Genomic DNA, 24,919 nt, shown 5'->3' on the forward strand with positions numbered 1-24,919 from the left:
AGGAGCTTTCATGCAAAAAACACTATTGACTAAATTGTCCATCATCGCCGGGCTTAGTATTATTTTTGCCATCGGTCTTGGTATGATTGGCTCAGTCATCTACGAACGACAAAATTATGCCGCGTCGGTGGTTAAAGAAATTGCCCAGCAGCACGTCAATCCGCAAGAAGTCATCACCCCATTTATCATCATACCTACCACAATTACGCCTGAATGTCAGATTACAGCACCTGAAACAACCAGTAAATGTGCACCATCCTATTCAAAAAATGAAATTGTCTTTGCCAGTCAGACCCAAGCCATACAAGATCTTGAAGTCAGCACTGATACCTATAAACGTGGTATCTATCATGCGACCAGTTATGATGGTGCGTTGACATTTGACCAACGCTATACATTTGATCAAGCCATCAGCAGCTTATATGACACTACGAGCACAGCTAGTGACGCACAAGGTTCTGTCAGTACACCCGCCAATAAGAATAACACCCAGCCCGAAAAAACCATTATCCACTGGAATGCAGCAAAATTGATTATTCCAGTATCAGATCTGCGCGGCGTTGCGACGCTACCAACGGTAACCATTAATAAAAAACCGATAAAAGCGACCTACCCTCAGACAGCGCTGCTGAAAAATCTGACCTATGTAGAAGCAGCTATTCCGCAAGATATATTACAGCATTCAGTAAAAAATATAACGAGCCAGCAGAATGGCAATAACATCCTAGCTACGAACGGTGCTAGCGAGTCATTGACCAGTACAGAAATCGTCATTGATTTACCATTAGCTGGTATTAGCAATGTAAACACTGTGCCGACTGGACAAAACTTTAACTTAACGATGCGCAGTAATTGGCATGCGCCAAACTTTATTGGTAAGGCGCTTCCCAATGCCAAAAAACTTACCGCTAAAGGTTTTGAAGCCAGTTGGCAAAATCAGTATTTAACAATAGCCAACAATCAAGATTTGTCGCAATGTGTCAGCATCGCCAACAACCGATGTATCGTCACCAGTCAAGCCACTCTCGATAATAATAGCCAGTCAATGGCTTCTGGTGATGCGCTTATAGCAATGGAAGGCGCTGCTACAGCAGAAGCTACTGCCATACCTGATAGCTATCGAAACGTGCGCCTGAACAGCTTTGGTGTGAGTTTTGCTGAGCCTAATGATGTGTATTTACAAACTGAACGAACGATGAAATATGCCTTATTATTAATCTTAGTATCATTCGGCACTTTCTTCTTATTTGAAGTAATTAAATCCAGTCGTATTCACCCTATTCAATATCTGTTGGTCGGTTGCGCGCTGTTTGTGTTTTATGTCTTACTATTACCACTTGCTGAGCAAATTGTCTTTTGGAAAGCGTATGCCATTGCTGCCAGCGCCTGTGTTGGACTCATTGGTTGGTATACTTATTATGTACTGGGCGGCGTCAAGCGAGCGGCGATTTTTACTGTCACACTGGCAGGATTGTATGCGGCGTTTTTCGGTATATTAACCACCGAAGATATGAATTTATTGCTTGGTGCTGTCTTCTGTTTTGTGCTACTCGCTTGCGTGATGGTCATGACGCGTAAAATTGATTGGTACAAAATTGCCTAACTCAGATAGGGCATGTTAAAAGCGTTTAGTCTAGGGCTGTCTTACGTTGGTATCATTGGCTATTATTAAGCCTGCTAACATAAGACCGCTCGATCTACTCATAGATAATTCAATATAGCAATCATCTTATTTATTATCATCTAATGATCTCACTATTCAAGGCCTTCGCCCAGTCTCGACATCCATTCTCACAGCGTTCACAGAGCTGATTGGGGTCAAATATATGATCAACATAGCCGCAATGCATACATGCGTAATATGTTTCTGACTCTATCTCTTCGACAGGTTGATACTGCTTAGGGAAAAGCGGCATACCATAGCCAGTGTTTTCAGGCGGATATAACAATATACTAAAATTACCGTCTGTCTCTAGCAGGCCTGTACGCACTTGACCCAAATGCTCGACCCCTTGTTGGCGCATTTCAGTAAAAAACTCATCATGAGACATTTTACCCTTTTTAATCTTATCGAGTACCAGCATTCCGTCTTCTACAATATAGAGCGATTTCCCTTCTAACATATCTTCAAAAGGTTGGAATTCCATCATAATCCACGTGCACAATCGATAAAGCAGGATAACGATGCTCATGACCAGCACCGCCTGAATAATCGGCAAATCCTCGTTAAACATAGGGTCACCTGCGATAGAACCCAATGATAAAATAATGGTCAACTCAAAGATTGACAGCTGACGGACGCCGCGTTTGCCCGTCAAACGCAAAAACGAGATAATCAGCACAAACATGACGCTGACACGCACCAATATCTCAAGCGCAAATGCCCAAGTGGTGTCATGAATAAAGATACTTGCCCAATCCATATTACTTTTTCCTATCTATTATTTTTATTTAATTTACGACGATTCATTTAAGCAATCGTTCTGAGTATGCGCTTGACCCACATCACATCACTTTTGCAGTCGGCCTTTATTGTCAATTCAACTATCATCAGTCCAATTTAAAAAATACTTTTACCTACGAGTGCAATAAAATATGGTCTGTTGTGAGAAACCTCTCAATTGGCAACTAGCAGCTAGCAACTCAGTTTTCGCACTTCAGCCAGCATTTTTGCTGGTAAAAAAGCGGTAATAACAACATCCCTAAAAGTCGAATTTGACTATTTTATTAAAAAATCAGCTTCTTTATTGTAGGAATTATTTTTGAAAGCCACCTTGTACACCGTCACTGCATTAATCGCCTTTGCTGCAAACTCTCTCTTTTGCCGGATGGCGTTAGCAGAGGGTCATATAGATGCTTGGAGCTTTACCATTTTGCGCCTGCTGAGCGCTGCTGTCTGCCTAGGTATTATCATGACCATTCATGCTTATCGGTTACGACAGCACGTGCGAGAGCCTGACAGTATTGCTCACGCTGCTATTTTAAACGATAAAGGCAGTTGGTTAAGCAGCGTGAGCTTAGTGATTTATGCACTATGCTTTTCGATTGCTTATGTAGAGTTGGATACTGGTACAGGAGCGCTGATTCTATTTTCAGCGGTTCAGCTGACGATGATTGGTTGGGGCATCTATAAAAAAGAGCAATTGAGCGGCTTACAATGGCTAGCATTCATCGTAGCGGTAGCAGGGTTTGTCTATTTGATGCTACCGTCAGCAGCGGTGCCTTCGTTACTAGCGGCGGTGCTTATGGCAATCAGTGGTGCTGCTTGGGGCATATATAGCATACGCGGCAAATCATGCGTGTCACCGCTGCGAGCCACAGGTTTTAATTTCATTCGGAGTCTAATAGCAGCGCCCATACTGTTAGTGATAGGCATGACTTATCTAGAAAATATAGGCTTGGAAAACATCAATTTAGGTGATATTACTATAAAAGGAGTACTTTTGGCCTTTGCGTCAGGAGCGATCGCATCCGGTATAGGCTATAGCATCTGGTATATGGCCATGCCTTTGTTAAAAAACACCCAAGCAGCAGTTGTACAACTGTGTGTACCTATACTGGCTGCGATATTAGGCGTGGTGTTTTTATCTGAGCAATTGACCGTGCCATTCGTTATAGCAAGCTCGGTTATCTTAGGTGCAGTACTGGTATTTATTTTAAATAGAGAAAAAGCCCCTACGTGAAATATCCTCATTCGTTATTCAAAATTAATAGGCTAATAAAGACTAAAATGCTTAGTGATAAAAAAGACAGATAAGATTACTACCATAGCCCTCAAACACAACATGAAGTTACATTCTCTACGGTATCATGTTGCTTGAAGTAACAACCTACTTTTACCGATACTTTTGAGGCATATTATGAAAAAATTATTAGCCGTAGCACCTTTTGCTCTATTATTGTCTGCCTGCGCCACTAATTCACCAACTACTACGACCCCAGAGACCAATACTCAGCCAGTAGTCCAATCATTCACTTGTGAAGACAACGGTCAACTCACTGCTGCTTACACTGCAAATGGTCAAACTGCTAACCTAAACGTGACCTTGCCTAAAGTTGGCTTAACCAACGCAAAAATCACTATGGAGCAAGCGGTATCAGGTTCTGGCGCTCGTTATGTCAATAATGTTAACCCTAAAACCACTTACGATTGGCACACCAAAGCGGATTACGGCATCATGACCATCAAATCAGACAATGGTCAACAATACCAAGTGAACTGCCAACTATAATAACCCTAGAGACAAACGTAAATAATACGTGGTGGTTATTTGAATAAAATCCATGTTTTTATTCACATCTATTGAAAACGAAAGAGCCAGTAGTCAAACTACTGGCTCTTTTTTATGCTTAACTTTTTGTGATTAATAATTTGATTTTAATGATCAACATTGAATCACTCAATAAAAAACTGCCTGAATACTTTATGTACCCAAGCAGTTGAAAGTCATGTCGTTTTTATATTTGTTTATAGTTATTAGAAACAGCTGTTGAATCAGTCGTTAGGTGTTAACTACTGCTGACCGTTAAACCACGGTCACATGCAAACGTGCATCGACATTACCACGAGTAGCATTAGAGTATGGGCAAACTTGGGGAGCTGTTTCGACCAGTATTTGCGCTTGAGCGTCATCAATGCCCGACACTTCAACATACAAATCTATATCTAGGTTATATCTACCATCGGCTTTCATACCAATACCCACTTGGGTCGAAGTTTTTGAGGCAGTGATTGGCAGTTTCATTTGCTGGGCGGTCAGATTTAAAGCACTATCAAAACAAGCCGCATAACCCATTGCAAAAAGCTGCTCTGGATTGACACCTTCCTTGTCTGTTTCTTGAAAAGAGACCAGATCAAAAGCTAGCGAACCATCGTCAAGACCTGTATGACCAGAACGACCACCCGTTGCCGTTGCTCGCGTTTTATAGAAAATTTTCATCATATATTCCTTATGGATTGGCGTGTTATTGGTATTGTGCAATACGCTGTAAATCAATATTACTGCGTTTTGATGCCATCATCATAGAAGTGAGCACGCTAATCCGGTAGAGCATTACTCCATAATCCTTGCCTAATCCTATAAATATTTATATCATTAGGCAAATTATAAAGTAAGCATAAATCATGAAAACAAAAACGGTAGAGCAGCTACTTAGTATATTACCCAAAAACCAAACCATCGAATCAGACATTTCAGGCTTGTTTTTTTATTGTGCCGACACACCAAGAAAGACTATCAGCTATATCCAAGAACCTAGTATATGTATCGTCTTACAAGGCACGCGTGAAATTTACTTAGGTACAGATTGCCAGAAATTTGATGACAGTAGCCTGATGTTCTGCCCTGTCAATATTCCTATAAGCATGCATATCAAACACGCCACTGTAGAGAAGCCTGTCATCGTATTGTCTATGAAATTAAATCTGGCGCTCATTCGTGAGGTCATGGCACAAATACCACCTCAGAAAAATGCCGATTATGAGCATCAAGAGATAAAATGGCCGTTAGAAGACACCATATTAACCGCATTCGAGCGGCTGATAGACTTGCTTAATTATCCAAATGATATAGATTTTTTATCACCTTTAATTCAGCAAGAAATTTATTATCGGCTTCTCTCAGCACAGCAAGGTCATAAACTTCGGCAACTGGTGGTTAATGGCAGTCACACCCACCGTATTGCCCAAGCTACCGATTGGCTAAAATCGCATTTAGAAGAGCCCGTCATCATAGAAGATTTGGCCAGTCGATGCGGTATGAGTGTGTCGGGATTTCATCAACATTTTAAAGAAATCACTCAACTAAGCCCGCTTCAATATCAAAAAAGCCTACGATTGATGAAAGCGCGGCAGCTGATTCAACTCGGCGAGGCACAAGTATCGCAAATCGCCATGCAAGTAGGCTATGAAAGTCCCAGCCAATTTAGCCGTGAATATAAGCGGTTATTTGGAGTAAATCCAAGCAGTGAGTTAAATGTCTAACATGATGCTTCTACCATAATGCCCCTACTATAATGGTTTCTGACTAAAGCAATTCCTCTGCGCCTTGACAGCTTCATAAGCAACTGCGTACACAATGTAATTATCTGTTTAACAGGTTCTTACACCCTCCCTCTTTCCAGCCAAACAAACGACGAAATATCTTACTCAAGAAAAAAAACAGTTGACTTGGTCTATATATTCATATTATAACATATATTATATATTCATAATTTTGCAACTATTATAATAATTATTCTACGTGTGATCGTCAGAATATTTCGGGAGGCACTAACATGATTCGTCTGAGCTATACTCTCAAATGCTGGGCATTGGGTGTCACTTACTTTTTGGTGTTTTATTTTATGGTGGTCATGAGCGACCCTGGTTTTAGCAAGTATATTTATATGCTGGCACTAAGCACCTTGTTATTCCCCGTAGCTAAGCGTTCAGTCGACGTCATGACGGACTTTTTTACACCAAACACGGTATTATTTAATGGATTATTGCCCTCATTATTGATCAACGTGGTGATTTGGATACTCACGCCATTTATTGTAGCACTGACCGTTATAGCATTCGTGCTTTATAGTATGGGTGTACTGACAGAAAAGATCAGCCACTAATTTTACTCAGGTGCTAAACTTCAGAGCAAAGGTCATATGACGCCACCTTTGCTTTTTTGTTTCATAAAAGATTTATCCATCGCAGAAAAATAGTGACACTCAAAAAAAAGGCTGGGTTAGCAATTGCTAACCCAGCCTTTTTATCGATAGTGAGTGAGGGTTGGTTACTTAAAATCAGTAGGGTATCCATTCGATAACCTACGCTATCAAAGCTACGCGCAAATCTCACGAATAGTTATTTGATTTTGATATTTGCCTAGAGGCCCATATTGACCGATGGGGCTAATGTTACCAATGACGCAAGTTTCGAAATATTTGTAATAGCCTTTTTGATTGAGACTTTTTGAATCTTTAATTAATAATTGCTTTGGGTCTGACACATAGTAAATAATGTTATCAGAAACGAACTCATGAATCTCAAAGCTTCTTTTAAAACTGCCGCGTAACTGCACTTCTTTTTCTACGCTTGTTGGCGCAAATCCCTTCACATTTTTATTATTACTGGCTTGTGTTTCATCACAGCCCGTACTCATAAATATAGTTGATGCAAATGCTAGTATTATCAGTCTAAGTTTAGTCATTATTTTTTATCCTGCTCAAAAACCTACATCAATATATTAAGTAACGACCAAAAAACTCTGGTATAAAAAATAATAGCTCTTTGATTTAATCAAATATTATCGACTAAATCAAAGAGCTATACAAGACAATTGTCATATGCTGTCAATTAGCAAATTTTAAAAATCTAACGCTATCCTAACTCATTTTATCCCACATCTTGCTTAGGCGCTTTGGTGACACTGCCATGCGGGTTTTCATCGGTTGCGCGAATAGCTGAATACGATACTCCTCGACCATCCATCGATACTCACTAATGGCTTTATCATTGGCACAATTTGCCAGCCGCTCCATATGCTCATCAAGGGCATAGACACCGTCGAGATCAGATTCGAGATTGTGCTCAAGCCGTTCGATACGAATTTCAAGCGCCTCTAGATAGCGCGGATACTGCTGCCATTGGCTATAATTCATGCGATAAACAAAATCAGCCAAGTGTAAGTCTTCTAATTGGTCTTCGATATCTTCGATAGACTCACCAAATACCTCTCGATCGAGCATGAGTAAGCTTTGGCGAATACGCTGCCAGCGAGTATAGACATTTTTAAGGATTTTTATAACGTTTTGCCCCGTCAATAGAAAGTTAACCGACACCACTTCCAAGGTTTTCTCGTACTCTTCTGGCGTAAAGGGTAATTCTTCAGCAAGCGCTACGGCAGTATCATCAGCGCTTTCAGGCAAATCAGCACTGTGGTCAAATAACACATAATGCTCTTCAAGCGACGCGTCCAATGCCGCGTCGATGACGATGGTTTTTAGCTTCTCCATATCACCAAGTGGTGCAAATGCCAATTTGAATATCTTATCAATTTGGCTGGTCAGCTGTTTTTTCTTCGCACCAAGCTTACCTTTTATCAAGGTCAAAACCCCGATACGGTGTGCCTGTAACGCTGCATTGACATCGGTATATTGATGGATAGATACCGCTTCACCTGACGCATCTGCTACGAGCGCAGCAAACTGCTTCATCACCACGCCTGCACTATGATGATTTTTGCTAAAGGCAAAATGCTCAGGGAATTCGGTATGCGTACCTTGCTGCTCATTCACCGCTTGGCGGGTTTCAGAGGCATGACGAATCTGTAGCGTTTGCAGGTCGCGACCCTTTTCGATAATGCGGTTTTTGTCGTCGACCACACAGATTTGCGGCTGTAAATAGCGATCAATGCTAGAGGGATTAAAGCTATCAGGCGTCACTGACATAACGCCGCGACGATTTAGGGCTTGGCAAAGCTGCTTGAGCAATCCTTGTCCACCAGCAGGTTGCAGTTCATAAAACAAGCTATCGGCTGTATCAGGAATCGGTACAATTTGACGGCGGATATCCTTTGGTAGTGACTTAAGCAACTGCAATACTAGCTCATAACGCCAACCGGGTACGCCCCACAATAGTTCGATCGCATCAAGCTGCGGTAGCGCGGCAAGTGGCACACGAATGGTCACGCCATCATCATCGCTGGACGGATCAAAGACATAACGTAGCGGTAGTTTTAAATCACCCAATTTCCACACTTCTGGGAAATCGCCTGTGGTCGGTGCTTGGCTATTGAGCACGTCATCATCGGTAAAGAATAGATATTTGGCATCAGTTTTTTCAACCTCGGCACGCCAATCTTCAAAGGCTTTGCGACTGGCAATATGCTCAGGTATTTTTTTATCATAAAACTGATACAGTGCTTCTTCATCAACCAACAAATCACGGCGACGTAACTTATCTTCAATGCGTTCAATGTCGGCAATTTTATCCATATTATGCTGTAAAAATGGCGCTTGACGCCCCAAATTACCAGTCACTAGACCATCACGAATGAAGATTTCTCGTGACTCAACTAAGTTCACTTGCTCATAATTGGTCAGCTGCTTACTAATAATAATCAGCCCAAATAAGCTAATCTGCGCGTAAGCTTTCACTCGTCCAGTCTTCTTCGACCAATGCGGCTCAAAGTAGTGATACTTTAATAAGTCACCTGCGGCTGAGATAATCCATTCTGGTTCAATTTTGGCAACAGTGCGCATAAAGACTTGTGAGGTTTCGACCACTTCAAAGGCCATGACCCAAGGTGGTACTTGTTTAAATACCGTACTGGCTGGGAATATTTTGGCTTTTTGCTGGCGAGCCGCTAAGTATTCACCGCGATTCTCAGTTTTATGCGCAATCGTAGACAATAGACCTGTCAATAACGCGCGGTGTAAATTGGCATATTTAACCGCTTTGAGTTCTTCATCTTCAATCGCGGTAGGATCGCTGGTTATGTTTTCTAACGAAGCATTTTTATCGGTTCCTTTATCGGAAGCTTTTGCCTCTTTAACATCCGTCAGCTTAAGGTCTGTGACCATTTGTACTAACTGACGATGGGTTTGATTCCACTCACGTACACGCGGGAAGCTCAGATAGTTTTTTTTCGTAAACTGCTTTCGCTGATTGCCAGACAGCTTATTGCCGTCTTCATCTTTTTCAAATAGCGCTTTCCACAGACTTAGATAGAATAAAAAGTCAGAATCATCTTGACGAAATTCCGCATGCTTTTGGTCGGCTTGCTGACGTTTATTGGCAGGACGCTCGCGTGGATCCTGTACAGCAAGCGCGGCGACAACGATAAGCATCTCACGGATACAATCAAAATCACTGCCGGCAACCAACATACGTGCCAGTCTTGGATCGATTGGCATACGCGCCATTTTTTGCCCAGTGGGCGTCAGGCTTAAGTGATCGAGACCTTTTTTTGGTTTTGGCTTATTGGTTTGATGAGCAGCAGTTGCTTCGCTTTTCGAGGTAATGGCACCCAATTCATCAAGTAATTTATGACCATCAGTAACCAAGCGACTGTCAGGCGGCTCAATAAAGGCAAAATCATCAACGCTACCTAAACGCAGATTGGCCATTTGTAAAATAACGGATGCAAGATTGGTCCGTAAAATTTCAGGTTCGGTAAATTCTGGACGACCGGTAAAGTCCTCTTCACTATAAAGACGGATACAAACACCCGGCGCAACACGACCGCAGCGACCTTTACGCTGATTGGCAGCGGCTTGTGAGATAGCTTCAATCGGTAAACGCTGTACGCGTGAGCGATACGAATAACGCGAAATCCGCGCAAAACCCAAATCAATGACATAGCGAATACCGGGTACGGTCAGCGCCGTCTCGGCAACGTTGGTCGCGATAACGATACGCCGACCACGACCTGACGGCTGGAAGATACGCTGCTGCTCTTCATAAGTTTGGCGAGCAAACAGCGGCAGCACTTCGGTATGCTTGGGGCCATGACGCTCAAGCACCTCTTGGAGCTCACGAATTTCTGCTTCTGTGGCGGCAAATATCAAGATGTCTGCTTGATCGGCATGACCTTTATTTTGTGCATCGCTGAAGCATTCTTCGACGGCGGCCACAACCGCACGTGGCAGATTTTCTTCAAAGTCATCGTAGCTATCATCATCCGAGCTGTTCACTGGCTCATCAGTGAGGGGACGGTAACGAACTTCAACAGGAAAACTACGACCTTCGACATTGAAAATAGGTGCAGGTACGTTGCGTTTTAGCTTATTATCATAGCGGCTAAAGTATTCACTAAAGCGTTTGGTATCAAGTGTTGCTGAGGTAATAATCACTTTTAAATCAGGACGTTTAGGTAGTAGCTTTTTCAGATAACCCATAATGAAATCAATGTTTAAGCTACGTTCATGCGCCTCATCAATAATGATAGTATCGTATTTACTTAAGAATCTATCGTGACCCAATTCAGCCAGCAAGATACCATCGGTCATGAGCTTAACAACAGATTGCGCCGTACCCTGCTCATTAAAGCGAATCTTGAAGCTGACAGTATTACCGAGCTGCTCGCCCAGTTCTTCAGCGATACGGTTTGCCACACTGCGCGCGGCCAATCGTCGAGGCTGGGTATGCCCTATCTGCCCAGTGATACCGCGACCTGCCAGCATTGCTAGCTTCGGCAATTGCGTCGTCTTACCAGAACCTGTCTCCCCTGCAACAATAATGACTTGGTGATCAATAATTGCCTGTACTAAATCTTCTGCACGTTGACTCACGGGCAAATCAAGATTCAGCTTTTCTGCCAGTTTTTCTGGAATACTATCCATACGTGCCTGCACCGCTTGCTGTGAGCGGGTCTTGATTTTTTCATACTGCGCACGTTTTTTAGTTAGCCCATCATCCGCTTTATCGTCAGAAACTTTTTTATTTTTAGCCACGGCAGCCCTTTCCAGTTCACGCTCAAGACGACTTAAATAATAACTGTCTTTAGCGAGTACTGGTAAATCAACAACCATATCAGGTTGTGAAGACGCTTCATTACTGTTTTCTGTCATATTTGAATTATCGTCACTTGTGTTTGCTAATTTACTTAATTCATCGAATCTAAGCTCATTGGTGTTGTTTTCAGTCGGCATAACTGAGGTTTTCTTAGAAGTATTCGGCATATTTACTTAGGCTATTTATTGTTTGGAAGTGGTTAGATTATGAGGGTAATTTGGGCGTGATTCAAGGTGGTTATAGTGTTTGCTTGGCAGCTATGCAGGCTATTGCCTATTTGCAAAACGCTCAGTCAAAATATTTCTAAGCTCATTAGTCATAGGCTTAAACTTAAAATGCTCTGGCTCCATCTGAGCAATCAAAGCATACTGATCATTTTCAATCGAATTATTCTCACAAGAAAAATGATTCATCTCCTGACCAGTAATGGCATTAATAATATAAAAAGAGGTATCGCTATCTTCAAACTGTGTCAGCTCATAATAATTATTCGGATCCCGCATAACGAGATTATTACCACTAGAAAGAGTCGTATAATAGGTATCCTCAGCAGCTTGCTACGCCTCTAATCTTAAAGGATTACCTTGGGTGGCGAAATAATACTTAAGCATATAACCAATATCGCTATTAATCACATCCAAACGTAAATGCTCACCCTCTTCTGTGATGCATTGATAGATCATAAAAGGTTCGTAAATTCGTGGCTTAGTAGTGACATTTTATCAAATTTCTCAAACCTGCCAGCCCTATTTTATTTTTGTGAATAAATTATTTGTCAGCTCAAACGCTGCTTGTATAAATAATCTGCTGACGAATGGCAGCCCCCGTAAAGAAATTCTGCAACTTTTGCAATGGCAGCCTAGGAAAAGGCAGATGCAGTGAAAGTATTAACCTCTCAAACGCTACCATTTCATCAGCTAATGCTTGTGCGACATCAGGTTGAATCTGAGGATTTTCATACACATTATCAATCAACCAAGTGAGTTTTGGAAACTTAGCATTATCATGAATCTGATAAAGGGTCGGTAATAGCTCATCAGAGAGTTGGCAACGCGATTTGCGAATCATGCCATTTTTATAATACAGATTTAAAGCCATATTAGGGTGTGTCCTTAATTAAATGATGAGACTAAAAATGAAATGAATTTAAAATAACTTCCTTAAATTCTTGATACTTAGATAACCAACATACTCTTTATCTTCATCAGCATTTGCAAGTTCGTGACTATTATGAATCGTAGGCTCAATTAAAATCTGTATGTTTGAGACAAGGTCGTTCACGTCGTATATATCATCGATATCTACCTGAAATTTATCATCAATGTGCGATGCGGCATTAAAAGGTGAGTCTTTATCTTTAAAAGTAAATTCTTTATAAAATGTACTTTGTTTGGCTTGTTTAATAGCCTCTGCTTGAGTAGCAGCAACGATAAGCAGTTTATGATGAAACTCTTCAAAACTCCCCTGCTGATAGCCGCCTAAATTAATAAAGAACAGTTTTAAACCGTTATCATTCGCTGTTTGATTGTTTGACTCGATCGATTTAACAGTATGGTTTCCCACTTTGGTAATCGCTCTGTATGAATCAATATGCCATTTATTGTTGACTTCAGGCCAGTGGTGATTGATATCATCTACCAGCTCGCTCACCTGATTGGCCACACCAAAGAAAATATCGTGCTGCTCAATCAAACGACCTTTGGGGCGACCACCAAGTTGTACCATGAAGAGTGTTGGCATTTTACGACGTCCTTATTTAAGATATAAAACTCATCGTTATTCTAATTAATGTTACCAGCTTGCTCTAAAAATATGTTGGCAACTCCTACATTTATAACACCCGCCCTGTTCTCAGTGCAAACGCCCAATCTTCGCGACCGTTCATTGAAGCCAGTTTAGCCGCAGCTTCATAATCATAAGGCACCTTGATATGCTCAACTTGCCAGCATTTACCTTGTTCAGTGTCAGCACATTTGATAAGCGCATAACTGGCATGGGGCGAATAGGTTTGCATTTTATGAGCGATAGGCAAATCATCTTCATAGGCTGGATAACCCACGCTACCTGTATTGATGATTATCTGACCTGTCGATAGCGTGACTGTACGTGGAATATGAGTATGACCACATATAATCACTGAACTGCCAATACCGTTGTTAAGCTGTGCCCAAATGTCTAGATTATCACGTAAGGTCGGCTGACCCGTCTCGATATTTTCTAACAAATAGACCATGTCATCGGTTGGTGACCCATGGCACAGATAAATATTCTCACTCAAATGACAATCAAACGGCAAATTCTGTAGCCAATTAACCGCTGCTTTGGGTAAGTCCTCAAAAATAAAAGCCATGGTTGCGTTGTTGCCAATCTCCGCCGTTGTCGCTTCATAAATCTGTCTATCCTGATTACCTCGAATAGTAATGATATCGTTCTGCTGTGCCATTAAGAGCGCATAGGTATCTTTAGGGGCAATCGGTCCGTATAGAATATCGCCCAGATTAACAATTTGATCAATATCGCGCTGTTTAATATCAGTCAGCACGGCTTCAAGCGCGAAGACATTACTATGAATGTCGGAAATAGCCGCGATAGTATTTAATTGCTTGTTATTAGAGTTGGAGTTAGAGTGCGCCATCTTATTTATTTTCCTAACAAATCACTATGTTATACATCGACTAACCGTAAAAAGGAACAGAAAAGAGAAACAAAAAAAACCCAATGGCTCGTGATTATTGAGACATTGGGTTTCATAAATTATGATTAATGTGATTAATAAACTATATTAAGAAGAAATAAGCCCACAATCCGACGACAAAGGTAGCAATGATATTAAGAATGACACCCGTACGGATCATTTCGCTCTGTTTAATCAATCCCGTACCAAAGACAATCGCATTTGGCGGTGTCGCAACGGGTAGCATAAAGGCACAAGATGCACCAATACCGATGACCAATACCAACACTTCGTGTGGTAAACCCATCTGCTCTGCAATGGCAGCAAATACGGGAACCAGCAGTGCGGCAGAAGCGGTATTAGAAGCAAACTCCGTTAAGAAAATAATAAATGCTGATACCGCAATCATCACCACGATAAGCGGTGCAGAAGACAATGCATTCGCGACCGTCTCCCCCAATACCAAGGACGCACCTGACACTTTCAGAATCGTCGACAGGGCAATACCACCACCGAATAGCATGAGTACACCCCAATCGGTATTATCAGACACCTGCTTCCACGATACCAATCCTAAGCTGACCACAGCAGCAGCAGCTGATAAGGCAATAACCGCGTCAGTATCCGTAATATCAAGCGCAGCCCCAATCTTTTTGGAGAAAATCCAGCTCAATGCGGTGACAATAAAGACGATAATCGTCACTACGCGAGGTTTATTCCATACAATAGGCTCATCTTCAACCAGTACAATTTTACGATTCAGGTTGGGCTTCAAAAACACATACATCGCACCTAACAATAGCGGCAATAATACCAGCATCATCGGCACACCAAACTTCATCCAGTCCACAAAGGCAATATTGAGCGCTTTTGCAGCGATAGCATTTGGTGGCGAACCAACGATCGTACCTAAACCACCAAGGCTTGCTGAATAAGCGATACCTAATAGTACAAATACAAAAGTACCTCGGTCTTTTTCACGGTCAACTTGCGTTAAAATACCCAGTGCTAATGGCAACATCATCGCCGCCGTCGCAGTATTCGATATCCACATCGACAAAAATGCGGTCACGCCAAATATCAAAAATACCGCCGTGCTTAATTTGCCACCTGACATCGATAAAATCTTCAGGGCAATTTTTTTATCCAATTGCTGCACATGCAAGGCTGCCGCTAAAGCAAAGCCACCAAAAAACAAATAAATGGTCGGATTGGCAAAGCTTTGTAAGCCTATTTCGGCATCGAATTCTGGTATACCAACTAAGGCACCAACCACGACTACCAATAGTGCCGTAATCGTGACGTGCAACGCTTCCGTTAGCCACAATACGCCGATGAAGAACAATAAGGCAAGACCCTTATTGGCATTGATATCGAATGGCAATACATTATAAATAATCATACTGATAACTGCCGCAATAGCGACCACTATCAACCCTTTACCAGTACCCTTTGGAAAGGTATCGGTAAATAAATACTCATTGCCATCATCAGGAAGATGGCTATCTAATTTTTGCTCTGACATAAAATGTCCTTATTTTCCCAAAGACAGTGTAAAAAGACGCTAAAATAAAAACGCATGTTAGCGATTAATGGTTATTCAACCAGCAACCACAAAAAATACGCCGTTATCATAACAGATATATAACAAAAAGCTGATACAACAAAGCCTTTATAAAAAAACCCTTATAAAATTTGCAATAAATATGGTTATTTCACAGGTAAAGAATTACTTTAATGCGTTTTAGGAAAGGTACTTTAAAACGGTACTTTATAGAGATGACATTTATCTCATGAGTTTTTAATTTTTGAACCGAACGCCGAGAGTGAGTGAGAGCAACTTATAACCAAGTAATTACTTTTAATTAAGTAGCAAGCCTTGTGATGTACGGTTACACATCGTCACTAAACAAGCGTACACTTAGTATGTACAAGCGTATGGTGCTATCTCATACTAAATAAGTCAAAATAAATTTCTAATACCAGTAATAGCTTAACAACTATTTTTTATTAGTACTTATATCGGAAAATGAATAACAATAAATAGGAGCACTTTATGACAGATGCAAATAAAACAGACTCAACCACTAAAATGGCACCAAGAGATATCAATCAAGACGGTTTGGCTAAAAAAGATCAGCAGCGTACCGATGACTCTGCACTCGATATGATGCAGGGCATGCATGAACATGAAGACCATGAAGGTGAGAAGTAAACCAACGTTTTATGATTACCCAAGCCAAAACACGAAAGGTGCTTATCATTATGATGAGTGCCTTTTATTTTTTGGCTCTCTTTTTTCTGGCAAGCGATCTGAGACGTAGTTATATATAAATGCTGCCGTCAAGACGATAGCAATGGGTACAAATAGCGCTTCATAGCCAACCTTGGCGAATAAAAATGCTCCAACGGCGCTGCCACCGCAAAAGCAATACCAAATAATGGCTTGAAACCCTAATGTCGGTTTGCTAATCGATCGACCTGCCAACCAGTTACCAATCGCTGCGCCCATATCTGATGTCAAACCTGTCAAATGGGTGGTACGAATAACCGCGCCACTATAAGTCGCTACCATGGCATTCTGTAATCCGCATGCCATTGCCGCTGCCAACTGTCCTAAATAATCATGCTGCTGATACAACCAGTAGCTGACCATTAACAGTGCCGCCTCGATATATAGCGCACTACCATAGCGCCTACCTAACTTTAATGATGTCTGCCCAATCACATAACCGCTCAGTATCGCACCTGCCAAAAAAGACAATAGCAGCGCACCGATATACAAGATACTACGCACATCCAAGTAAGCAATAGCCGCTGCAAATAAGCTTACGTTGCCAGTGACGTGAGAAACCGATAGATTGGTAAACCCCATTAACGCAGCAGTGTTAACACAGCCAGCACTGAATGCCAGTACTGCCCCGCCCCACAATATCCACTTTGGTAATTTGGTTATCATATTCGCCGCCTAATGGCTTATCACCAAAAAGCATCTATTATAACCAAAAAAGGCAACCGATTGGCTGCCTTCCTGATGTATAAAACCCTATAACCGACTATTGAAGTGGGTTATTTCGGCTCATCAAGCATCATTAATTGCTCACTGATAGCAACGGTATTAAAACCTGCGTCAACAAACATGATCTCGCCGGTAATACCAGATGCCCAAGGTGATAGCAAGAAAAGCGCCGCATTACCGACTTCGGTTTGTGTGATATTACGTTGTAGCGGCGCGATTTTTTCGCTGATATCGAGCATTTTACGGAATGATTTGATGCCACTGGCAGCAAGCGTGCGAATAGGACCTGCTGAGATCGCATTGACACGAATGCCTTCACCGCCCATCGAAGTAGCCAAATAGCGAACACTGGCTTCGAGGCTGGCCTTTGCCATACCCATGACGTTGTAGTTTGGCAATACCGAGATACTACCTTCATATGTCAATGTCAGCATCGAACCATGACGCATGGCCAATAAAGCACGAGCTTCTTTGGCTAATGCTACAAAACTATAGCTTGAGATATCATGGGCAATTTGACTGCCTTCACGAGTTGTCGCCTTAACAAAATCGCCATCCAGCTGATCCATCGGCGCAAAGCCAATCGCATGTACCACACCATCGATTCCATCACCCCAATGGGCAGTGACTTGCTTAAAGCAGGCAGCGATAGACTCATCAGACGCCACATCACACTCAAGTACCAAATCTGCTTCGAATTTCTCTGCTGCCATATCGACACGCTTTTTGATCTTATCATTGGGATAAGTGAGAATTAATGAGGCACCTTCACGGTGCAGTGCCTCAGCGATAGCCCAAGCGATAGACAGTTTGCTGGCAATGCCTGTGACGACAAATCGTTGTCCTTGTAGTAGCATAATGTTTCCTTTTGAGTCGACCAAGATGGTTTAATAATATTACGTTATTTAGAGTGATTAGATACGATGAATATCGCAGCATAAAAAGTACAAATTATAAGATAAACCATTATACACGAATTAATTTAAGTAAACAGTCGTAAACTGTATTCCCTTGCAATGTCGCCTAATATCGATTAAACACTCAACTGCTCGCCACAGCAGTATGAAGTTAAGCAGTTTTCAAGTATAATCACAGCCCTTCCCAGCTTGCACAATTTTTATAAAAATCCTTTACAACCATTGTTTGTAAACAAGGATTTAGCGTTAAGCTACACCCACATTTTGGATGGCTGCCAAACTTATGAGTAACACCCCAACAATAGCATCAGACTACCAAGAAAGCGTTGAGTCTTATCGTCAACTGATTCTCTCAACTGGCGAGGATTTACAGCGTCCCGGCCTTGAAGAAACACCGATGCGTGCCGCGAAAGCTTTTGCCCATCTAACCCAAGGTTATCATCAAAGCTTGGATGAAGTCGTCAATGACGCCCTGTTTCCATCAAGCAATCGCGAGCTGGTATTGGTACAAAATATTGAATTTTATTCATTGTGCGAACATCATATGTTGCCTTTTCATGGTATCGCTCATGTAGGCTATTTACCCAATGGTCAAGTACTGGGTTTATCAAAATTTGCCCGTATCGTCGATATGTTCGCCCGTCGCTTGCAAGTTCAAGAAAATTTAAGCGAGCAAGTGGCACAAACTATTATGGATGTCACTGGCTGTCGCGGCGTAGCAGTAGTGATGGATGCAGCACATATGTGTATGATGATGCGCGGCGTAAATAAGCAGCACTCCACCACACGTACAACATCGATGTTGGGTGAATTTGTCCATGATAACCAAGCGCGCAATGAGTTTTTGAGTGCGATCCCTAGACGTCAGCCTGCATTCTAACGCTTCAAGTAATAATAGATAATAAAAAAAGGATACTTAAGTATCCTTTTTTTATGCGTCCTTTCAAGATAGCTATCATTAATAATTAGCAATCAACCATTAATTGCAATATAACGAAGCTTAACTAACCTATTTTACGTCATCAATCCAATTGCCATAACCTTCTGCTTCCATCTGTGCCAGTGGAATAAAACGCATTGCCGCTGAATTCATACAGTAGCGCTTGCCTGTCGGTGCTGGACCATCGTCAAATACATGACCGACGTGTGAGTCTGCATAGCGACTACGAATCTCGGTACGGCTTCCGAATATGCCTCGGTCTTCCTTCTCAACGACCATATCCGTGCTCAATGGACGGGTAAAGCTTGGCCAGCCAGTGCCAGATTTGTATTGATCACGAGAGGAATATAGTGGCTCCCCCGATATCACATCGACATACAGCCCAGGCGCTTTATTATCCCAATATTCATTATCAAAAGCGCGTTCGGTGCCGTCTTTTTGAGTGACTTTATATTGAATATCACTTAGTGACTGCTTTAGCTCATCCTGTGCAGGCTTCACAAAAGTATCTGGATTGAACCCTGTACTAGCTTTAGTAGCTGACGCATTGTTTGATGTTGCCTGTACGCTACCTGCCGCCGTAGGTTTAAACTGGCTAAAATCCAGCGCGTAGTCTTTACCATAGACACTTTCGATAAACTGATAGCGACCAGAATTAAAGGTATAAGCCTTATAGCGGATTGGATTTTTCTTATAATAATCTTGATGATACTCTTCAGCAGGGTAAAACTTGCTAGCAGCAACAATTTCAATCACAACTGGTTTACTATAGATACCAGAGTCTTGTAGTGATTGCTTAGCCGCTTCTGCTATCTGCTTTTCTTGCGCATTATTATAAAAAATAGCAGGACGATACTGAGTACCACGATCTACAAACTGACCTTTATCATCGGTAGGATCCCCAATGCGCCATAACGCTTGAACGAGACCATTATAGGTGATTTTCGTCGGGTCATAATAGACTTGAGCCGCTTCAGTATGCCCTGTGCCGCCTGCTGATACAGTGCTATAAGTTGGATTGGTCGATTGACCGCCAGTATAGCCAGAGACCACTTCTACAACGCCAGGTATTTTTTCATAACCCGCTTCCACGCACCAAAAACAACCGCCAGCGACCGTAGCAACTGCGAGATTTGGATCCGTTGGCGCATAAGGATTATCGATGGCAGTATTTTTCACAGCGGGCGTATTTTCGGTGGCAGCACAGCCAACGAAAACCATACTGATGGCTGCTACAGCCATCGTAATAGCACCCGTCTTTAATTTATGATTCATCGATACCTCCTAAAAGTAATATAATATAGGCATGATAACTCTTTGACCTCACTAAACTATACCTATATTGTTATAAAAATTTAACAGTAATTAGATATTATTTAATATAATTTAACAGTATAATCCTGAATTATACACAATTTCTTAATAAGATAAGTTTGCTACAAAGTACAATAATTAAAAAAAGAGCACATTACGGACAGTGTAGTGTGCTCTTTTATATTATATCAATATATCTTAGGCAGCTTATGTAGCGTAGTTACTTTTTCATTTTCCAGCAGTATGCTCATCACTGGCTTGCTGAATCTTGGTTAAAATAGCCTTGATTTCAGACGCTGATAGATAAGTCGGTACGGCATAGGTATCACTGACTTCTTTTGCTGCTGCTTTGGCAATTTTATCAAAATCACTGCTTTGCATGCCTTTCACCGTTGGATCGATATTCAAGGTAGCAATCAGTTCACGTACTTGCGCGATGAGGTCGTCGGCAATCTCAGCATCACTCTTGCCAGCTTGTCCCGACTTTACCATACCTGTTTTTCTAGCCAACTCTGCCAGTCTTTTTTTACTTCCTTGACGATTGACATCAAGCACATACGGCAGCACGATGGCATTGGCACGACCGTGAGGAATACTATAATACGCCCCTAGCTGATGAGCGATAGCATGAACATAACCAAGACCCGCTTTACTAAAGGCGATACCGCCGTAATGAGCGGCAATACCCATTGCTTCTCTGGCTTTAAGATTGCCGCCGTCTTTATAAACCAGCGGTAGGTTTTGCATCACAGATTTGACCGCAGAAGCCGCATAATAATCGGTCTCAACGCTGGCATTGGCACTCATCCAAGCTTCAAGCGCGTGCGTTAAAACATCGATACCCGTATCCGCTGTGATATGAGCCGGCATGCCTTTCATAATAACAGGGTCAATAGCCGCTGCTAATGGCACCATTCTTGGGTCAATAGACAGCGCTTTTTGATGCGTTTTATCGTCTGATACTACTGCACCAAGGGTTGCTTCTGAACCTGTGCCAGCCGTGGTAGGAATACAATAAAGCGGCATCGAAGGCTTTCTGGCTTTAAGAATGCCGATAAGCTGTTGCGGCTTGCAGCTATTGCCTTGTGACATCGCAATCATCTTAGCCGCATCAATCACAGAACCACCACCGATGGCAATAATCGAATCGCACTTAGCATTGATAGATTTGCGCAGTCCCTCTTCGACAACTTTAAAAGTAGGGTCTGGGGTAATGCCGTCATAAACGGTATAGCTGATATTTTTGCTATCTAGATAATCAGTCACTTTGGCTGGAATGCCAAGCTTATTAAGCACGGCATCAGTGACGATAAATACATTGGTGCTGCCTTCGTTGATGGCCATATCACATAGCTCTTCACAAGAGGTCTCACCGACAAATAGCATTGGTCTTCTAATTGGAACAACATAAGCGAACGCTTTTAAGACTTTAGCGCGTGTTTTAGCAACGGCTAAATAACCGACATTCTGCAATCCATTGGTATTTACTAACTTGTTATTTACTAACTTGTTATTTACTAACTTGTTATTTACTAACTTGTTATTTACTAACTTGTTATTTACTAATTTAGCAATACTATTTTGTTTTTTCATGAGTAAAAATCCTTTTTAATGAGGGTAATAATAGCGATGACAATCCTTTAAAGCAGCAATTTAAACTGCTCTTTAACTAAAAATTAAACAAATTTAAGCATCTAACTAAAGTGAACGTCTGTTTAACTTATTGTATCACTGCTATTTTTAGGATATCGCAATTAGTATGAACTGCCATGTTCTACTTATTTGACTATATCTGCTTAACTCTTTTTAGCTAAGCTAAATCATACTCGCCTGCAGCAACTGCTGCGCATAGGGATGCTGTGGGCTATTAAAAACATCTTCAGTACGTCCAGACTCAATACACATGCCATCTTTAAGCACCATAATATGCTGACATAGGGCGCGTACTACTTTTAAGTCATGACTAATAAACACATAACTTATTTGCAATTTTTCCTGAATTTCACGCAGCAAGCTAACTACAGTGACCTGCGTGGTACTATCAAGCGCGGACGTCGGCTCATCCAATATCAGTAGACTCGGCTGCATAATAAGGGCGCGCGCAAGTGCTACCCGTTGACGCTGACCACCTGATAGCTCATGCGGATAACGATGCGCAAACTCAGCTGGCAGATGTACGGTAGTAAGGCTATCCATTACCGCCTGCTGCCGTGCTGCTTTATCAACGCCTTGTACAAGCAATCCTTCTTCAATGATTTGCATCACCGTCATACGTGGATTGATACTGGCAAAGGGGTCTTGAAATACCATTTGAATTTGCGAGCGAAACTGACGTAGCTCACCCTTGGACAATACTGAAATATCTTGTCCATTGACCATTATTTCGCCACCCACACGCACTTGATTGCTAAGTAATTGACTTAACGCAAGCGCTATCGTGGTTTTTCCAGAGCCTGACTCACCTACAACGCCTAACGCCCACCCTTTCTGTAGCGTCATATCAACATTTTTTACCGCATCAAACCAGCGCTTAGTACCACCAAACAGACTTTTTTCAATGGGAAACTGTACTTGTAAATTGCTGACTTGCAATACGGTTGATTGCTGAATTTTATCATCATTAGAGAAGTTCAGTGCTTGGCCAAAGTCTTGTTTGATTAGCGAGCGGGTATATTCGGCTTTGGGCTGGTTAAACACCGCTGCGGTTTGCCCTTGCTCAATCGTTTGCCCTTGGTGCATGACGATGACGTCATCACTGTAGCGCCTGACCAGATTGAGGTCATGGCTAATAAGCACCATCGCCATATTATGCTGACGCTTAAGATCATCTAATAGAGCGAGAATTTCATGTTGCAGAGTCACATCAAGCGCGGTGGTCGGCTCATCAGCGATTAAAATATCAGGCTGCTGTGCCAATGCCATGGCAATCATGACGCGTTGACGTTGACCACCTGATAGCTCATGCGGATAGCGGTTCAGCTTATCAATCGGATTGGTAATATTGACATCATTTAGTAAATCGATTGTTTGGCTTTGCCATTGTTTCTTGGGCACACCAACTAGACGTAGTGATTCAGCAATTTGTTTGCCGACCGTATGTAGTGGATTGAGCGCTGTCATCGGCTCTTGAAACACCATGCCGATGCGCTGTCCGCGAATAGAGCGCAGCGCAGCGTTACGTGCCTTAGCACTAACACTAACATTGGCATTGGCTATCGGTAGCACAGTCAACCCTGCTAGCTTCACCTCACCGCTAACAGTCAAACTGTCTGGCAATAAGCCTAATAGCGCAAGACTTGCAATGGATTTGCCAGAGCCTGATTCACCTACGATAGCAAGAGTTTGTCCTTGCCGCAGCTCATAAGAGAGTTTATCAACTAACGTTACGCCGTTATTGGTAAGAATACTAAGTTTATCGACACTCAACATTAGCTTTTGTTGTGTATTGCTATGATTTCCGTTTAGGCTGTCAGTTTGCGTATCAATCATAGTCATCTTAAGAGCGCCTCGGATCAAACGCATCACGCAGCGCTTCGCCAACGAATATTAGCAGTGATAAAATAAAGGTTAAACTAAAAAAACCAGATAGCGCAAGCCATGGTGCATCGAGATTATTTTTCCCTTGTACCATCAGCTCGCCGAGAGACGGTGACCCAGGCGGCAAGCCATAACCTAAAAAGTCTAGTGCGGTTAAAGCGATAATATTAGCTGTCAATATAAATGGCAGCTGTGACAAGCTTGACGCTAGGGCATTGGGCAAGATATGTCTTAGCATGATTTGACTGTCCGATACCCCAAGATTACGGGCAGCGCGCACATAGTCAAAGTTACGCGCGCGCAAAAACTCTGCCCGTATCAAACCAACCAGTCCCATCCAACCAAATAATAACATCATTGCAAATAGCATAAAGATACTGGGGCTGAATAAGCTGACCAAAATAATAATCATAAACAGCTGCGGCATACCGCCCCATACTTCCATGAAGCGCTGCCCTGCCAAATCTATCCAGCCACCGTAATAACCTTGTATTGCACCGACGATAATACCAATCACTGCCCCAGCAAGTGTCAATGCTAAGCCGAACAATAATGACACCCGCATGCCATAAAGTATCCGTGCCAACACGTCGCGACCCAAGTCATCAGTACCAAGCCAGTTCTGGCTATTGGGCGCTGCTGGATATGGAATACCCAGCTCAACATTAGGTGTCTGATCAGCAAATGGAATGGGCGGCATAATGCAAAAACCCTGCTCATCAATTAGCGTCTGTACCGCAGGGTCTTTATAATTGGCTTCAGTCTCAAACACCCCACCAAAAGCCGTTTCAGGATAGGCTTTTAGGACAGGAAAGTAATAATCGCCTTGATACTGCACCAGTAGCGGCTTGTCATTGGCAATCACATTGGCTGCCATACAAATGACGAATATCAGCGCAAAAATGAATAATGATACGACGCCAAGACGATTTTGGCGAAAACGGTTGAGGCGTGCCTGCCAGATAGGATTTAGGCGACGTTTTTTTGGCATAGAGACAGGAGATGCAGATGAAGGCGTTGAAGG

At 42.2% G+C, this 24,919-nt stretch carries 23 protein-coding genes; 7 read left to right on the top strand and 16 right to left on the bottom strand.

The features are described 5' to 3' along the window. The first annotated feature begins 10 nt into the window (after positions 1 to 10). Positions 11 to 1,603 (top strand): cell envelope integrity protein CreD, encoded by a 1,593-nt coding sequence (creD, locus tag C8D84_RS02760; protein WP_109589860.1) that lies wholly within the window; start codon positions 11 to 13, stop codon positions 1,601 to 1,603. 136 nt (positions 1,604 to 1,739) lie between these two features. On the opposite strand, the gene C8D84_RS02765 is transcribed toward creD, so the two are convergent. Further along, complete coding sequence (locus tag C8D84_RS02765; protein ID WP_109589862.1) at positions 1,740 to 2,423, bottom strand: DUF421 domain-containing protein; 684 nt, start codon at positions 2,421 to 2,423, stop codon at positions 1,740 to 1,742. 339 nt (positions 2,424 to 2,762) lie between these two features. Between C8D84_RS02765 and C8D84_RS02770 the strand changes: the two genes are divergently transcribed. Next, positions 2,763 to 3,683: a DMT family transporter gene (locus tag C8D84_RS02770; RefSeq protein WP_109589864.1), complete on the top strand. Its 921-nt coding sequence runs from the start codon at positions 2,763 to 2,765 to the stop codon at positions 3,681 to 3,683. 177 nt (positions 3,684 to 3,860) lie between these two features. Continuing rightward, on the top strand, positions 3,861 to 4,232 hold the full coding sequence (locus tag C8D84_RS02775; protein WP_109589867.1) for an MliC family protein: 372 nt from the start codon (positions 3,861 to 3,863) through the stop codon (positions 4,230 to 4,232). A gap of 294 nt (positions 4,233 to 4,526) precedes the next feature. Here the strand turns inward: C8D84_RS02775 and C8D84_RS02780 are convergent, their stop codons facing one another. After that, entirely contained in the window at positions 4,527 to 4,940 is a 414-nt protein-coding gene (locus tag C8D84_RS02780) for an organic hydroperoxide resistance protein (RefSeq protein WP_109589869.1), read from the bottom strand. Between the two features lie 185 nt (positions 4,941 to 5,125). Between C8D84_RS02780 and C8D84_RS02785 the strand changes: the two genes are divergently transcribed. Continuing rightward, positions 5,126 to 5,983, top strand: a complete 858-nt coding sequence (locus C8D84_RS02785; RefSeq protein WP_109589871.1) for an AraC family transcriptional regulator — start codon at positions 5,126 to 5,128, stop codon at positions 5,981 to 5,983. Between the two features lie 293 nt (positions 5,984 to 6,276). Then, positions 6,277 to 6,606: a hypothetical protein gene (locus tag C8D84_RS02790; RefSeq protein ID WP_045447417.1), complete on the top strand. Its 330-nt coding sequence runs from the start codon at positions 6,277 to 6,279 to the stop codon at positions 6,604 to 6,606. Between the two features lie 212 nt (positions 6,607 to 6,818). On the opposite strand, the gene C8D84_RS02795 is transcribed toward C8D84_RS02790, so the two are convergent. The 8 genes from C8D84_RS02795 to C8D84_RS02825 all read right to left on the bottom strand — a co-directional run bounded on the left by C8D84_RS02795 (position 6,819) and on the right by C8D84_RS02825 (position 15,693). Then, complete coding sequence (locus C8D84_RS02795) at positions 6,819 to 7,187, bottom strand: hypothetical protein (RefSeq protein ID WP_109589873.1); 369 nt, start codon at positions 7,185 to 7,187, stop codon at positions 6,819 to 6,821. A gap of 175 nt (positions 7,188 to 7,362) precedes the next feature. Continuing rightward, a complete protein-coding gene (hrpA, locus tag C8D84_RS02800; protein ID WP_109590077.1) occupies positions 7,363 to 11,550 on the bottom strand; it encodes an ATP-dependent RNA helicase HrpA in 4,188 nt (1,395 codons plus the stop codon). A gap of 210 nt (positions 11,551 to 11,760) precedes the next feature. After that, positions 11,761 to 11,997: a hypothetical protein gene (locus tag C8D84_RS02805; protein WP_109589875.1), complete on the bottom strand. Its 237-nt coding sequence runs from the start codon at positions 11,995 to 11,997 to the stop codon at positions 11,761 to 11,763. Positions 11,998 to 12,051: 54 nt separating this feature from the next. After that, positions 12,052 to 12,177, bottom strand: coding sequence for a hypothetical protein (locus C8D84_RS13945; protein WP_265089715.1), 126 nt, complete (start codon positions 12,175 to 12,177; stop codon positions 12,052 to 12,054). Between the two features lie 97 nt (positions 12,178 to 12,274). Then, on the bottom strand, positions 12,275 to 12,592 hold the full coding sequence (locus tag C8D84_RS02810; RefSeq protein WP_109589877.1) for a hypothetical protein: 318 nt from the start codon (positions 12,590 to 12,592) through the stop codon (positions 12,275 to 12,277). A gap of 48 nt (positions 12,593 to 12,640) precedes the next feature. Next, positions 12,641 to 13,234 carry a DUF1543 domain-containing protein gene (locus C8D84_RS02815; protein ID WP_109589879.1) on the bottom strand — a complete coding sequence of 198 codons (594 nt, stop codon included), beginning with the start codon at positions 13,232 to 13,234 and terminating at the stop codon, positions 12,641 to 12,643. Between the two features lie 91 nt (positions 13,235 to 13,325). Beyond that, the gene (locus C8D84_RS02820) at positions 13,326 to 14,129 is read right to left on the bottom strand and encodes a metallophosphoesterase family protein (protein ID WP_109589881.1); all 804 of its coding nucleotides are present in this window, start codon (positions 14,127 to 14,129) and stop codon (positions 13,326 to 13,328) included. 142 nt (positions 14,130 to 14,271) lie between these two features. Then, positions 14,272 to 15,693, bottom strand: coding sequence for an SLC13 family permease (locus C8D84_RS02825; RefSeq protein WP_060491069.1), 1,422 nt, complete (start codon positions 15,691 to 15,693; stop codon positions 14,272 to 14,274). Between the two features lie 531 nt (positions 15,694 to 16,224). On the opposite strand from C8D84_RS02825, the gene C8D84_RS13720 reads away from it, so the two are divergent. Continuing rightward, complete coding sequence (locus C8D84_RS13720) at positions 16,225 to 16,383, top strand: hypothetical protein (protein WP_167541670.1); 159 nt, start codon at positions 16,225 to 16,227, stop codon at positions 16,381 to 16,383. Between the two features lie 48 nt (positions 16,384 to 16,431). On the opposite strand, the gene C8D84_RS02830 is transcribed toward C8D84_RS13720, so the two are convergent. Both C8D84_RS02830 and C8D84_RS02835 read right to left on the bottom strand, forming a co-directional pair. Continuing rightward, on the bottom strand, positions 16,432 to 17,127 hold the full coding sequence (locus C8D84_RS02830; RefSeq protein WP_087814274.1) for a YoaK family protein: 696 nt from the start codon (positions 17,125 to 17,127) through the stop codon (positions 16,432 to 16,434). Between the two features lie 110 nt (positions 17,128 to 17,237). Further along, positions 17,238 to 18,044, bottom strand: coding sequence for an enoyl-ACP reductase FabI (locus C8D84_RS02835; protein WP_109589883.1), 807 nt, complete (start codon positions 18,042 to 18,044; stop codon positions 17,238 to 17,240). Between the two features lie 343 nt (positions 18,045 to 18,387). Here C8D84_RS02835 and folE point away from each other — a divergent pair, with 343 nt between their 5' ends. Then, positions 18,388 to 18,984 carry a GTP cyclohydrolase I FolE gene (gene folE / locus C8D84_RS02840; RefSeq protein WP_228244435.1) on the top strand — a complete coding sequence of 199 codons (597 nt, stop codon included), beginning with the start codon at positions 18,388 to 18,390 and terminating at the stop codon, positions 18,982 to 18,984. A 129-nt stretch (positions 18,985 to 19,113) separates the two neighbouring features. Here folE and msrB read toward each other — a convergent pair whose 3' ends face one another. The 4 genes from msrB to C8D84_RS02860 all read right to left on the bottom strand — a co-directional run bounded on the left by msrB (position 19,114) and on the right by C8D84_RS02860 (position 24,886). Then, on the bottom strand, positions 19,114 to 20,319 hold the full coding sequence (gene msrB / locus C8D84_RS02845) for a peptide-methionine (R)-S-oxide reductase MsrB (RefSeq protein WP_109589887.1): 1,206 nt from the start codon (positions 20,317 to 20,319) through the stop codon (positions 19,114 to 19,116). 267 nt (positions 20,320 to 20,586) lie between these two features. Next, positions 20,587 to 21,951, bottom strand: a complete 1,365-nt coding sequence (locus C8D84_RS02850) for an iron-containing alcohol dehydrogenase (RefSeq protein ID WP_228244437.1) — start codon at positions 21,949 to 21,951, stop codon at positions 20,587 to 20,589. A gap of 222 nt (positions 21,952 to 22,173) precedes the next feature. Beyond that, positions 22,174 to 23,847: an ABC transporter ATP-binding protein gene (locus C8D84_RS02855; protein WP_228244443.1), complete on the bottom strand. Its 1,674-nt coding sequence runs from the start codon at positions 23,845 to 23,847 to the stop codon at positions 22,174 to 22,176. A gap of 7 nt (positions 23,848 to 23,854) precedes the next feature. Next, positions 23,855 to 24,886, bottom strand: coding sequence for an ABC transporter permease (locus C8D84_RS02860; protein WP_211181238.1), 1,032 nt, complete (start codon positions 24,884 to 24,886; stop codon positions 23,855 to 23,857). Between the last annotated feature and the right edge of the window lie 33 nt (positions 24,887 to 24,919).

It is taken from the genome of Psychrobacter immobilis (assembly GCF_003148585.1).
Lineage (GTDB): Bacteria > Pseudomonadota > Gammaproteobacteria > Pseudomonadales > Moraxellaceae > Psychrobacter > Psychrobacter immobilis.